Annotated in this window: 13 protein-coding genes; 5 read left to right on the plus strand and 8 right to left on the minus strand. The window is 61.8% G+C overall.

Annotated elements, in window-relative coordinates; translation table 11 throughout:
- Nucleotides 1–253 precede the first annotated feature (253 nt).
- The 5 genes from Q8O35_RS02465 to Q8O35_RS02485 all read left to right on the plus strand — a co-directional run bounded on the left by Q8O35_RS02465 (nt 254) and on the right by Q8O35_RS02485 (nt 4,277).
- Nucleotides 254–466 carry a hypothetical protein gene (locus Q8O35_RS02465; RefSeq protein ID WP_305570223.1) on the plus strand — a complete coding sequence of 71 codons (213 nt, stop codon included), beginning with the start codon at nt 254–256 and terminating at the stop codon, nt 464–466.
- Between the two features lie 1,521 nt (nt 467–1,987).
- Nucleotides 1,988–2,206, plus strand: coding sequence for a hypothetical protein (locus Q8O35_RS02470; RefSeq protein ID WP_305570225.1), 219 nt, complete (start codon nt 1,988–1,990; stop codon nt 2,204–2,206).
- 93 nt (nt 2,207–2,299) lie between these two features.
- Nucleotides 2,300–3,262, plus strand: coding sequence for a hypothetical protein (locus Q8O35_RS02475; protein WP_305570227.1), 963 nt, complete (start codon nt 2,300–2,302; stop codon nt 3,260–3,262).
- 19 nt (nt 3,263–3,281) lie between these two features.
- Nucleotides 3,282–3,698: a hypothetical protein gene (locus Q8O35_RS02480; protein ID WP_305570229.1), complete on the plus strand. Its 417-nt coding sequence runs from the start codon at nt 3,282–3,284 to the stop codon at nt 3,696–3,698.
- A gap of 225 nt (nt 3,699–3,923) precedes the next feature.
- Nucleotides 3,924–4,277 (plus strand): hypothetical protein, encoded by a 354-nt coding sequence (locus tag Q8O35_RS02485; protein ID WP_305570231.1) that lies wholly within the window; start codon nt 3,924–3,926, stop codon nt 4,275–4,277.
- 331 nt (nt 4,278–4,608) lie between these two features.
- Here the strand turns inward: Q8O35_RS02485 and yedF are convergent, their stop codons facing one another.
- The 8 genes from yedF to Q8O35_RS02525 form a co-directional block, all read right to left on the minus strand.
- Nucleotides 4,609–5,205: a sulfurtransferase-like selenium metabolism protein YedF gene (gene yedF / locus Q8O35_RS02490; protein WP_305570233.1), complete on the minus strand. Its 597-nt coding sequence runs from the start codon at nt 5,203–5,205 to the stop codon at nt 4,609–4,611.
- Between the two features lie 22 nt (nt 5,206–5,227).
- Complete coding sequence (locus Q8O35_RS02495) at nt 5,228–5,995, minus strand: ABC transporter ATP-binding protein (RefSeq protein ID WP_305570235.1); 768 nt, start codon at nt 5,993–5,995, stop codon at nt 5,228–5,230.
- Nucleotides 5,995–6,828 (minus strand): ABC transporter permease, encoded by an 834-nt coding sequence (locus tag Q8O35_RS02500; protein ID WP_305570237.1) that lies wholly within the window; start codon nt 6,826–6,828, stop codon nt 5,995–5,997. Before Q8O35_RS02500 ends, Q8O35_RS02495 begins: the two co-directional genes overlap by 1 nt.
- A gap of 10 nt (nt 6,829–6,838) precedes the next feature.
- Nucleotides 6,839–7,960 (minus strand): ABC transporter substrate-binding protein, encoded by a 1,122-nt coding sequence (locus Q8O35_RS02505; RefSeq protein WP_305570239.1) that lies wholly within the window; start codon nt 7,958–7,960, stop codon nt 6,839–6,841.
- Between the two features lie 16 nt (nt 7,961–7,976).
- Nucleotides 7,977–9,137 carry a double-cubane-cluster-containing anaerobic reductase gene (locus Q8O35_RS02510; RefSeq protein ID WP_305570241.1) on the minus strand — a complete coding sequence of 387 codons (1,161 nt, stop codon included), beginning with the start codon at nt 9,135–9,137 and terminating at the stop codon, nt 7,977–7,979.
- Nucleotides 9,130–9,927, minus strand: a complete 798-nt coding sequence (locus tag Q8O35_RS02515; RefSeq protein WP_305570243.1) for an acyl-CoA dehydratase activase — start codon at nt 9,925–9,927, stop codon at nt 9,130–9,132. Before Q8O35_RS02515 ends, Q8O35_RS02510 begins: the two co-directional genes overlap by 8 nt.
- Nucleotides 9,928–10,332: 405 nt before the next feature.
- Nucleotides 10,333–11,637 carry a sigma-54-dependent transcriptional regulator gene (locus tag Q8O35_RS02520; RefSeq protein ID WP_371133083.1) on the minus strand — a complete coding sequence of 435 codons (1,305 nt, stop codon included), beginning with the start codon at nt 11,635–11,637 and terminating at the stop codon, nt 10,333–10,335.
- A gap of 68 nt (nt 11,638–11,705) precedes the next feature.
- Nucleotides 11,706–12,092, minus strand: a 387-nt coding sequence (locus Q8O35_RS02525; protein WP_305570247.1) for a PAS domain-containing sensor histidine kinase, incomplete at its 5' end; no start/stop codon positions are given.

The raw sequence follows: 12,092 nt of genomic DNA on the forward strand, positions 1-12,092 counted from the left end.
GAACCTTGCCACGTTCAAGAGCATTACTTCGGCGCCACCGAATCAAAAACAAAAATTATGTCAAGCCTCGAATAATATTAATCTTATCCCATTGACTTAAGGAAATGAGGTGTGGTTCGCTTAAAGCAAACGGAACCGTTTTAGATAAAGGAGGGACAGTGAAGCGACGCACGAGAACACTCAAAATCACTGCGACTGTGGCAATTGCCTCCATCGCAAAACGCAGGCTCGCAATGAGCAAAGGAAGATCAGCATGAGATACGTTGCACTGCTCAAGTGTGCGAACGGCAAGCGCGTGCAGGCCATCTACCCGGCGCTGTCTCAGGCCAAGGCTCTCGAGGAGCTTGAATACCTGATGGACTACAAACAGGCCGAAGAAGGCGAGCTGCGGGACGAGCACGGCGAGCTCGTGGGCTCGAAAAAACGCGGCAGCCAGGAGGAAACAACAGACAGAATGCTCCGGTAGTCTGCCACAGTTCCCCGGTCGCCGGGATGAACCTGCCGCAAAGTTGGCGGCGATATGACAAAAGGCTCCCTTCGGGGAGCCTTTTCTTTTTGGCTTGGTACGGCTTTTTATGCTTACCCGCGATAGCGATGTAAAGAGGGGCCTTGCGGCCCCTCTTCTAGATATCCAAATCCAAACGTAATCAGAATCTCTGCTTAGACCCACCTGACTTCCTTCGCCTCGGCGCATTTCCTCGCCGCGTCTGTCCTTCGCTTACACCCTGGTAGCCAACCAGGAATCGCCTTGTGCTCTTTACACAAGGTCGGACGCAGACGTTGCCCTAAGGGGAGGTTACTATGAAGTCTCTGTGTTCTGCTCGTCATCGCTGACGAACAGATTACATCCCTGATTCAGCCAATACGGCACTTGCCTAGCCAGCATGCTGACCAGGCAGTACGCCGCCGTGAGTTCTTACCTCACATGTCGGTATCCATTTTAGGTGCCTTCTGTACCCGAGCGTTCACATCTGGGGCGATAATTCCCAGAATACGCTCCTTTCAACTTCCGAGGTGTCACAGCAAAGTGCTACTACGGTGCTATCTCTCGGGTTTTACGACGAAGGTTTCTCTCGTCACCATGATGGAGCGGGTTGGGCTTTCGCCCGTTAACGAAGCTGCTCTAACCGCATCGTGCTTATCTCCGGGGGCCACCCAGTTTCGCCACGCGCAGCCGCTTCGTCCCTTACGCGTCACGGCCCATGCTCTCATAGAGCGAAGGTTCCGTCCCGCGACCCCAGTTTCTGGGGCTTACGACATTTGGCCTATCCAGGCGCACCACCTAAGACAGGCATGAACTCAACAACACTTCACACCCCGTGATAGCCTCGGGTAGCTTGTGTAGCTGGTTCCCAAACCGCGCAGGCGTGTTTCCATCGCACGCGGCTTTCCGGTACGAGCAAACTTGGAATCATCCGTGCTGGCTAGGCTGCGGATACTTGTCGGCTAACAAGTAGTTTGCTCTGGGTCATACAGCAGTCCTACGATTCTGATCCGTTCGGTGGAGACGAGCCTCCAAATGAGCGGCGCCGTGACCACATTGCGGCGAGTCTTGTCCTCGCCTTGAACTCCGTGGTCATCGGCAGCGCCATTTATCCGGGACGCACTTCTCCTGGTCCTTCTCTTCCTCCTTTGTTCGGATTGTCGCATCCTTCTGCGGCACGTGTGTGACGTCCACTGCGGCCGTGCTGGCGTGATGACCAGCTGATCGTGATGCGGGTTTGAGGTCAGCATATCACGGCGCCGGAGTGCTGGGTCAAGAGGCAGCGGGAAGCAAATGCTCGAAGACAGTCCACCTCAAATATGGACATGACTTCTCCCGTCCTGACAGCAGGTTCGGCTCAGACGAATGCGCTAGCCGTCACCTCATAAAAAAAGTTGAAGAATATTGTGCTGACCCTCTTGAAAAATTTGCTTTTGCCTCCAGCGCGATCGTAGCCTTGGGGGGAATCGGGCCGCGCCCGCAACCCTAGCCAAGGACAAGCAGATGGGAATCATTCGCAGAACCGAACGACTGGAGAAGCAGGTCAACATAAAGGTCAACGAGGAGGTCTACAACAAGTATAAGGCCGTCCGTGAGGCATGCACGGCGAAGGGATGGGAGTTTAGCTTGCAGCCGGAGTTCAGCGCCTGGCTGAATGGCGAGCTAATCAAGGCAGAAAAGGAGCTTGCGAAGAAGGCTCCAGCCGCTGAAGCCGGCGAGTAGCGGGTGGGCATCAGCAAGCAATATCGGCCTGGGCCGGGGGACGTTGCGCTCGTGAGGAGGGCGCAGCGTTCCCTAGCCCTAGCCGGGCGGCATGTGGATCTGATGCGGTATGTGGAGCGGGATAGCTTCCAAGCGGTAGCCGCGATGCTCGTCGAGCACTACATGCCGCGCGCTGCGGCCAAACAGTTGGAGATAGCGGAGGTGTTCCGAGACCTTTACGCGACGTGGCTCGTACTGGCGCCTCTGTCCAACCAGGCAAGAGGCTACTGGCGCCCGTGGTGGGGGCCGGGCGTGGCGATGAGCTGGCTGCGCGTCGAGATCAACCGCTGCGCTCGTCCTTGCCTTGGCCGCTTCTCGTTCGACTGGGCTACGGCGCAGGTTGCACCGGGAGCTGCGGCAGCCAAAATTACGGACGATGCGTTCCTCGCACATGCAGAAGCGTTGCTCGGCCACGCGTTGGGCGATACCCTGCGCGCCAACTTTACGCGATACGTCCTAGGCGGATTGGTTTGGCGCGCCGCCGCCGAACAAGCACTCGCGTTAGCGAGAGAGCATCAGGCCGCGTTCATGTGGCATGAAGACGAGTTGTGGTTGTTGGCGCGGAGGCCGTTCAGTGCGGATGGCGTTGCCTGGGTCGACCTACGTGGGGGAGCGGTGGATATCCTCCAATGGTCGGTCAGGGTAGCCGAGGGCAAGCTCCAGGCACGGATGTCAGAGCCCACTGTGCAGCGACTCAAGGAGAGCGTCAGGGGGGCCTTGGCATCGGACGCTTCACCAGAACATAAGCTACGGCAGATCAATGCCGCTGTTCGGTCATGGCATCATTGGGCGCGCTACGCCTTTGACGCCCGACAGGAGGCGACGGAGGTAGAGGCGTGGATATGGCGGCGGGTCAGCCGACACATCCTGCAACACTCCCCAAAGCTACTGGCTGCGTACTTCAGCCTGAGAACGGCAACGTGGGATACGCAGCTTCATTTTGGGCGTGTGTCGTATCTTCTGGATAGGGACGTGACGGACGAGGATTGGCTCAAAATTTGGAACCCCAGGCGTTAGGCGCAGAAGGACGGACACCATGAGCCTCAACTACAACATCGATGGGTTTGAACTGGCAATTTCTGCGGGCGTGTCGGATGAGAAGCTCGGAAAGCGTAGGTGGACGCAGGTAGCGGCCAGCTATCTGGGCTGGCCCTGTTCAGACCTTGAGCCGCTTGCCGGCCTGAAGGCGGTGCTCGACTGCTTCCTGCGCGGGCGTCTTCCAAGCGGCGAGCCGGGCATCATCTTGGGAACGGAGCACGAAGGGTTACGTGTGACCGTGCGGCAGAAGGACAAGGTTCAGTTTCTTCAGGTTTGCCGAGTGGCACGGGGGAACACCGAGGCGGAGCGGTTTCTGTCCTATTTTGAGGTTTCGCGGCTCACCATCGCCGTCAACAAGGCGTTACAGGCTCTCAGCCCGTCCTCAATATGGGGACCGGAGCCAGAGCAAAAGTGATCCAGGCATCAGCAGCCGCCACCCGCAGAGCCAAAAAACATGGCCCGCTTGACACATTCAGGGATTTTCGGTTCTTGCTTTACGATATCAGTGTGTTATGTGGTCAGTAGAAACACGTTGGGTAAGGCGCCAGTCGCACAGGGCTACTCGTATCAACGCAAAGGTTCCTCGGCTGCAGCCCGACCGAGGAACGGAAATGAACAAAGACTCTTCCTGGAGGGGAGCATGAGAAAGCAGAAGTCCATTGATCTTCAAGCGCCGACCACAAAATTTCAGCCTGGGCGCTACGTCACCGTATCGGAAGCAGCCAAGCAAATTGGGCTGCCAGAAAGAACCCTGTGGGGGTGGCGGGAAAAGGCAGCCTTGGAGATCGTGCGGGCAGGGATCTTTGTCAAGCCCGGCAAGGCCGTGCTGTTCGACCTGGATGCTTGGGCCAGCTACCTTGAGCATCTCCAGAGGGAGGCTGTGGAGGCCGCTCGCGCTTGGCAGCTTAGGTTCCGCGCCGTTACCATCCTGCCTGCCGCAGCAGTAGCGGCGGCCATAGCCGCAATGCTTCTCCAAGGCGGTGGCGGATTCTAGCCGAAGCTTTTCCTTTCGTTTCCTTGGCGGCCCCTGTGGGGCCGCTTTCCTTTTTCCTTCTTTCCTTTTTCCTTTCGTTCCGTCGCTTCAAGGTGGCGACGAGCATGGCAACGATCATCCGAACAGCAAGGCCCTCGCCTCGCCCCGTTTCCTTGATTTCCTATTCCTTGGCCGTCTCTACATTCTTTCCGCTCGGGCAGGGACGCAGCTGTATCCGTCTCCATACGCGAAGCCGCCGACATGGACGATCCATGTCGGCGGCTTCCCTTGCCTCATTTGCCTCAAGCGAGGTCACGGCCTTGGTAAGGGTGGGCTTGCGCCACATCAGAAGCTAAATCTGGATGATCTTCCCCGCCAAACCCAGGCTCGTCACCACATCGAGCATGTTCGTGGTTTCGCCCACGCGTTTTCTCTCCATCAACTCAAAGAAGTTCAGGCAGGTGCCGCAGACCAGGATGGACACGCCGGACGCTGCCAGGGCCTCCAGCTTTTCCAACGCCGGGTGCCCTTCGCAGGCCAGCTTCACGCCGCCGTTGACCAGCACAATGCGCCACAGGCTCGTGCCCAGTTCCGGCAGGGTGGCCAGGAAGGCGAGCATGAGTTTGCCGCCCAGCTCGTCATTGCCCCGGCCGATGCTGTCCGCCGTGATGAAGGCCACTGTCTTTTCCTGGCTCTGGGGCTGGGGCGAGGCGTCAGCTTGGGCGGAAGTCCCGCGCGCAGCTTTGAGCACGATGCGGCCGGGGCCTTCCTCCGCCGTGACGGTGAAGCCCTTGCCCGTGAGCAGGCGAGTGACGTTCTCTTGCGCTGCCTGGTCGTCCACCTGGACCTCCAGGGTCTCGGGCGCGCCCTTCTCCAGGACGTCGATGACGCGCAGCACCGGGCCGGGACAGGACAGGCCTCGGCAATCCAAAGTCACATGCTTTGACATGTCGCTTCCTCCACGTTGGGCGTTAGTATTTGAGCATCTCCAGGATGGACTCCGTGAGCTTGCCAAAGTCGGGATTCTTGCGTGTGCGGGGCCGGGGCAGGTCCACGTCCAGCACCTCAATGACTCGGCCAGGGTCCTTGTCCATGACCGCAATTCGGTCAGAGAGGTACACGGCCTCGTCAATGCTGTGGGTGACAAAGACCACGGTCTTGCGGTGCTTTTCCCAGATGGCCAAGAGCTCGCGCTGCATGAGCAGGCGCGTGTGCGCGTCCAGCGCGCCAAAGGGTTCATCCATGAGCAGCACGTCCGGCTCCACGGCCAGGGCGCGGGCGATGGCCGCCCGCTGGCGCATGCCGCCGGAGAGCTCGTGCGGGTAGGCATCCTTGGATGCAGCCAGCCCCACCAGTTCCAGATACTCCAGGGCCTTGTCCCGCGCCTGCCGCCGGGGCAGCCCCTGGAATTCCAGGCCCAGCTTGATGTTGCGCACCAGCGTGCGCCAGGGCAGCAGGGAGTAGTCCTGGAACACCAGCCCGATCCTGCCCGTGGGCTTCTGCACGGCCTGGCCCTGGTAGGCGACCTGGCCCGTGGTCGGGGTGTCCAGCCCAGCCATGAGCCGCAGCAGCGTTGACTTGCCGCAGCCCGAGGGCCCCACGATGGACAGGAATTCGTTGTTGAGCACCTTGAAGCTGGTGCTGTCGAGGGCGGTGACGGTCTTGCCTTGGCCGTTGGCCCGGCCCAGGGGAAAGACCTTGCTCACCGCTTCGATGGTGAGGGCGTGCTTGGCGCTCATCAGGACATCCCCCTCCAGAACAGCATCCTGCGCTCGCACAGGCGGAAGCCCTGGTCCATGAGCGCGCCCATGACCCCGATGGAGACCATGCCCGTGATGACGATGTCCTGGCGGCCCACGGTGTAGGCATGGGTGATGAGATAGCCCACCCCGGAGAGGCTGCCGGGCAGCATCTCGGCCGAGACCAGGCACATCCAGGCCACGCCCAGGCCGATGCGCATGCCCGTGAGGATGGACGGCGAGGCTGCGGGCAGGATGACCTTGCGGAAGATGTCCAGCCGGTTGGCGCCCAGCACCAGGCTGGACTCGATGAGCACCCGGCGCACACTGCGCACCCCGTGGACGCTGCTTGTGAGCACCGGAAAGAATCCGCCGATGAAGATGATGAAGGCCATGGAGAACTTCAAGTTGTTGAAGAAGATGTAGGCCGGGCCGATTTCCATGTTGAAGACGGTGGCCGGGCTCGTGATGCCGAACCAGGCCAGCATGAGCGGAGTCCAGGCCAGGGGCGGGATGGGCCGGAACACGGAGAGGAAGTTGTTCAGCAACCGGTGTGCGCCCGCACAGTAGCCCATGAGGATGCCCAGCGGGATGGCCAGGGCCACGGCCGCGAGATAACCGAAGAGCACCCGCGCCAAGCTGATGCCGACGTTGGACAAAAGCGAACCCATGCCGATGATGGGCTGGATAGGGTGCGCCAGCACGGCCAGCACGTCGCCCAGGCGCGGCAGGATGATGTCGTTGGCCACGCGCACCGCCGTCGTCTCCCAGCCCCAGAGGAACAGGGCCGGGACGACGAGCGGCAGGAAGAAGCTTGTGATGCGCTGGTTCATGGCCCGGTGATTACTTCTTGGGCTGGCCGGCGAAGCTGAAGTCGAACAACAGCGGCTTCACCTCGTCGAGCTTCTTGCCTTTGAGGCTGCCCTTGAAGTTGCCCATGCCGTCCAGGAGTTCCAGATACACCCCGGCCCAGCGCATCCAGCCCTGGGTGAACTGCGGCAGAAACACCAGGGACGAGGCCTTGGCCGCGTCGGGGCTGATGCCGATCCAGTCGGCGGTGATCTTGGCCACCTCGCCTCGGTTGGCGTTGCTCCAGGCGTTGGTCTTGAGCGTCAGGCCCACAAGGGCCTTCACCACCGGATTGTTGGTCTTGATCAAGTCGTCGCTGGCGACCACCACGCAGCAGGGAAAGTCGTGCCAGAAGCCCTTGGGCGGCATGTCGCGCTGGTCGAACACGATCTTGCCCGCGCCCTTGCTCACGGCCACTTCCGGAAAGGGCGAGGGGCCGACGATGGCGTCCACCTGCCTGGTGGCCAGGGCCGGGAGCATGTTGCTGGTCTCCTTCAGGTCGGCCAGGAGGACCTTGGCGGCGAAGTCGTTGGGGTTCTCGGTGACAGCGACCCCGGCCTGCTTCAGCGCGCGCTCCAGCAGAATCTTGGGCGCGCTGGTGGGCGAATGGTAGCCGACCTTCACGGGCATCTTGGCGGCCTTCACATGGGCCAGGAAGGTGTCCCAGGTGCTGAAGGGCGCATCCTTGGGAGCGACAAGGGCCATGCCCTCGGTCTGCAGGGGGGCCACGATGTGCATGTGGGTGCCCTTGTCGATGCCGGCCATGATGGCGGTCATGGAGGCCATGGCCAGGTCCACCTGCTTCTGGGCGAACATGGTGGAGGTCTCGGAGCCGCTCTTGGCCAGAACAAGGTCAATGACCGCGATGGCCTTGCCGCCGGAGACCAGCTCATACTTCTCGCGCGGGATGAGCGGCCTGAGGTAGGTGCCGAAGCTCTTGAACTCCTCGCCCTTCACCGCTGCCACCATGAGCGGGGTGTGGTGCGTGGTGAGCACGTAGGAGAGCTTGTAGGACGGGAGATTCTGGGCCAGGGCGCTGGAAGCCAAGACCAGGCTGAAAAGCAGCGCGCAGAAAAGACCTGCGAGGCGTTTGCCGGGGAGTGCGGGTTTGTTCATGACAGGGCTCCTTGTTTCAATGCGTTTGCAGTTCCAGGAAGGCTTCGATGCGGGTTCTGAGCTGTTCGACGTCGGACTCGGTGTAGTCCGTCTCGATCTTGAGGAAGGGCAGGCCCAGGTCTTCGGTCACGTGGCGGCTCAGGCTGTGGGACTCCACGCTGTAGGTGTGGCAGGCCTGCCAGACGAGGTCCACAACACCCGTGGGCTGGAACTGCCTGGTCAGGTCGTCAATGAGGGCGAAGCGTCCCGTGTTGGGACTCATGCACGAGCAGGGCGTGTCCAGGTAGCGCTTGGCCAGGGCCGCAAAGGGGTCGGCCGCGTTCTCGTCCGTCAGACCGACAACGCCCTTGATCCCGGTGCAGTTTTCCAGGACCACCACAACGGCCCCGGCTTCCTCCAGCAGGCGCAGCACCTTTTCCGAGCCACGGCCCACGGGCGTGCCTGTGAGCAGGATGCGCGGCGCGCCCTGCCTGTACGGCGAGGAGCCCTTGGCCCGCAGTTCCTCAAGCTCGCCGCGCAAGGCCAGCAGGTCGTTCAGGTAGGCTTCCTGGTCCAGCACGAAGGTGCGCGACTCGCACACCCCCATCAGGTCCAGGCTGGAGATGGGTGGCCGCGCCTCGGACATGAAGGCGGCCACATCCAGCAGCGCGCGGCGAATTCTGTTTTGCAGGGCGATCTCGCGGCGCAAGGCCTCGTCCGTCACGGTCTGGCCGGTGCGCTCGGCCAGAAATGCCGCCAGGCGGCGCATCTCCGCCAGCCACAGGGCCTGGGCCTCGGGGCTTTTGTCCGTGGGCAGGCGCATCATGTGCACGGTCTTGATGCTGTTCATCAGCTCGAACATCTTCTTTTTGCCATCGCAGGTGGTCTCGGCCAGGATGAAGTCCGTGGCGTTGAAATACGGGCAGGTGGCGGTGGCGGCATAGCCGAAGCTGGACTTGATGAGCGGGCAGAGGTTGGCGGGCAGCACGCGCTCGGCCTCGGGGATGGGGGCCTGCTTCTTGCCGCACAGGCCGACCGAAACGGCCCCGGCGGCGCGCACAAGCTCCACCGGAGCGAACACGCAGTATATTCCGGCAAGCTTCATGCCCGCCTCCTTCAGAGGCTCAAGCTCCAGGTGGAAGCGGTCCACCGGGCTGGCAAACTTGGCGAGGGTCGGAGCCTTGGATGCTTCAGTCATTGTCGTTCTCCAGGAGTTTTTGGGCGTGCAGGCAGGCGCCCAAGGCCCCGGCCAGGTCCGGGTCTTGGGGCACCAGGCACTGGGTTCCGGTGATTTCGCGCAACAACTCCACCGCGCAGGGGTTGCGCGCAACGCCCCCGGCGAAGACGAGGGGGCCGTCCTGGCCCGCCCGCCGCAACATCGAATGGATGCGTTGCATGATGGCCAGGTGGATGCCCAGCGCGATGTTCTGCGCCTTTTCCCCGCGCGCCATGAGGCTGGTGGCCTCGCTCTCGGCGAAGACCGTGCACATGCTGTTGATGGGGATGCGCGTGTCGCCGGACTGGGCAAAGGCCCCGAAGTCCGTGAGCGGCACCTGGAGCGACAGGGCCATGATCTCCAGGAACTTGCCGGTTCCGGCGGCGCAGCGGTCGTTCATTTCGAAGCGCAGGACGCGGCCGTTCGGCCCCAGGCTGATGACCTTGGAGTCCTGACCGCCGATGTCGAGGATGGTGCGTGCCTGAGGGAAGAGCCGAGTTACACCCAGAGCGTAGGCCTGTATCTCGGTGATGTCGGACACGCGGCCCAGGCGGGCGTCGCCGTCAAAGGCCTCGGTGAAGAGCTTGCGGCCATAGCCCGTGGCCACGACACGTGTGGCAAAGACGTCTTTGAGCAGCGCCCGGCACTGGCCCACGGGGTCGAAGGTGGTGGCGGCCTTGGCTGTATGCACGACCTCTGCCCCACGCATGACCACCAGCTCAATGCTGCGTGAGCCGATGTCGATGCCTGCCACGTCGCCAATGATACCCACGATATGTGCCCCCGATCTGTCGGTCCTGATTCTGTTCCGCACGGGGGGTATAGCCACGGAAAATCAAATACGTCAAATAGAAACAAGTAATTCACAATAGGGCACAACGCCCAGAATAGCAGGAGGAATATTGCGGCTCACCACCGAACGCCGTCTAACCCATCCTGCGGTCGTGGCGAGAAGTAAAGCGGCGCAGTAGGATGGGCTGGGGGGCAAGCACTGATCTACACGAACAGCCAGCAAATCGTCAGGCAACAGAGGCTAATCGTTATATGGGAGGTTCAGCTTGTGCAAAAACATGCCCAAGCCCAATTAGCTACAATCTCGCAAGCCCGGCGGTCAAAGGGCTCTGACAAGAGATGACAAGCCAGGCAAAGGGACTCGCTCTTTGGGGTCCTCATAAAGCTACTGCACTCCGTACCGCTGGAGCTTGGCGTGGAGCGTCTTCCGCGTGATGCCCAGCTTCCGGGCCGTTTCGCTCTTGTTCCCGCCAGCGCCCTCAAGCGCATCCAGGATTGCCACCCGTTCGATCTCGTCAAGGGTCATATCCTGGATGTTCACCCCGGCTGGCGAGGCACCCGCGCCGCTCAGAGCGATGGCTGAGGGCAAGTCCTGCTCGCGGATGTACTCGCCCGCGAGCAGCACCACGGCCCGCTCCACGCCGTTCTCCAACTCCCGCACGTTTCCCGGCCAGGGATATTTGAGCAGCCGGTCCATGGCCTCGGGGGTGAATCCTTTGACCTGCTTGCCGTTCTTGGACGCGAACTTCTTCAGGAAATGCGTGGCGAGAAGCGGGATGTCCTCAACACGGTCACGGAGCGGCGGCAAGGACAGCGTGACCACATTCAGCCGGTAATAGAGGTCTTGCCGGAAGCGCCCCAGCTCCACCTCGTGCATGAGGTCGCGGTTCGTGGCGGCCAGGATGCGCACGTCCACCTTGATGGCGTGGTCCCCGCCCACCCGCTGGACTTCCCGTTCCTGTATGGCCCGCAAGAGTTTGACCTGCATGGTCATGGAGATTTCACCGATCTCGTCGAGAAAGATCGTTCCCTTGTCCGCCATCTGGAACCGGCCATCGCGCCGCCTCTCGGCCCCGGTGAAGGCCCCCTTCTCATGCCCGAAGAGTTCCGACTCCAGCAGGGTCTCGGTCAAGGCTGCGCAGTTGACGGCCACGTAGGGGCCATTCTTGCGGGAGCTGTTGGCGTGGAGGGCCTTGGCGATGAGTTCTTTCCCCGTCCCGGACTCGCCGGTGATGAGCACGGTGGCCTCGGAGGGGGCGATGGTGGACAGCATGTCCAGGAGCTGGCGCATGGGGGGGCTTGAGCCGATGATGCCGCCCGGATCAAAGGAGGCGGCCAGGGTCACGCGCAAGGCCTTGTTCTCGTCGCGCAGGGACGTATGGTCCAGGGCGCGCTCCAGCGTCAGCTTGAGGTCGTCGAAATCAAGGGGCTTGGTGAGGTAGTCGTAGGCTCCGGCCTTGATGGCCTCCACCGCCGACTCCACGTTGGAGTAGGCCGTCATGATCAGGATAGGGATGGCCGGGTTGTAGGCCTTGATCTCCTTGAGCGCCTCGATGCCGGAAAGCCCGGCCATGCGCACGTCCATCAGGATCAGGTCGTAGGGACGCTGATGGCACAGGGCCACTGCGGAGTCGCCGTCCTCCGTGCCTTCAACGCGGTAGCCCCAGTCGGCCAGGAGCGTGAGCAGCATGTTCCTGTGGCCGGAGTCATCATCGACAACGAGCAGTTTCGTCTTGGAGGGCTTCACCTTTCGATCTCCTATGCAGCCTGCCCTTCCAGGGGCAGCAGGATGGTGAACGTGGTCCCGGTGCCGGGCTGGCTTTCCACCTTGATCTCCCCGCCATGCCCCTCCACCACCCGGTGCACGATGGCAAGGCCCAGCCCTGTGCCGGACGGCCTTGTGGTGAAATAGGGGTTGAAGATGTTGGCGATGACATCCGGGGGCATGCCCTTGCCCGTGTCGGCGATGCGCACGGACAGTCGGCCAGGGCTGCCCTCGCGGCGCGCGGATACCTCCAGCACACCGTTTCGCTCCGTCGCCTGGATGGCGTTGAGGAACAGGTTCAGCAGCGCCTGGGTCATCCGCTCCGCGTCCAGGGGGACCGGTGGCAAGGCTTCGTCCTTCTGGAAACGAACCTCCACGCC

The organism is Humidesulfovibrio sp. (assembly GCF_030689645.1).
GTDB lineage: Bacteria > Desulfobacterota > Desulfovibrionia > Desulfovibrionales > Desulfovibrionaceae > Humidesulfovibrio.

Coding starts and splice junctions, on each gene's coding strand:
- Q8O35_RS02465 (WP_305570223.1), top strand. CDS start 254: ATGAGATACGTTGCACTGCTCAAGTGTGCGAACGGCAAGCGCGTGCAG.
- Q8O35_RS02470 (WP_305570225.1), top strand. CDS start 1,988: ATGGGAATCATTCGCAGAACCGAACGACTGGAGAAGCAGGTCAACATA.
- Q8O35_RS02500 (WP_305570237.1), bottom strand. CDS start 6,828: ATGAACCAGCGCATCACAAGCTTCTTCCTGCCGCTCGTCGTCCCGGCC.
- Q8O35_RS02485 (WP_305570231.1), top strand. CDS start 3,924: ATGAGAAAGCAGAAGTCCATTGATCTTCAAGCGCCGACCACAAAATTT.
- yedF (WP_305570233.1), bottom strand. CDS start 5,205: ATGTCAAAGCATGTGACTTTGGATTGCCGAGGCCTGTCCTGTCCCGGC.
- Q8O35_RS02480 (WP_305570229.1), top strand. CDS start 3,282: ATGAGCCTCAACTACAACATCGATGGGTTTGAACTGGCAATTTCTGCG.
- Q8O35_RS02520 (WP_371133083.1), bottom strand. CDS start 11,637: ATGCTGCTCACGCTCCTGGCCGACTGGGGCTACCGCGTTGAAGGCACG.
- Q8O35_RS02505 (WP_305570239.1), bottom strand. CDS start 7,960: ATGAACAAACCCGCACTCCCCGGCAAACGCCTCGCAGGTCTTTTCTGC.
- Q8O35_RS02495 (WP_305570235.1), bottom strand. CDS start 5,995: ATGAGCGCCAAGCACGCCCTCACCATCGAAGCGGTGAGCAAGGTCTTT.
- Q8O35_RS02510 (WP_305570241.1), bottom strand. CDS start 9,137: ATGACTGAAGCATCCAAGGCTCCGACCCTCGCCAAGTTTGCCAGCCCG.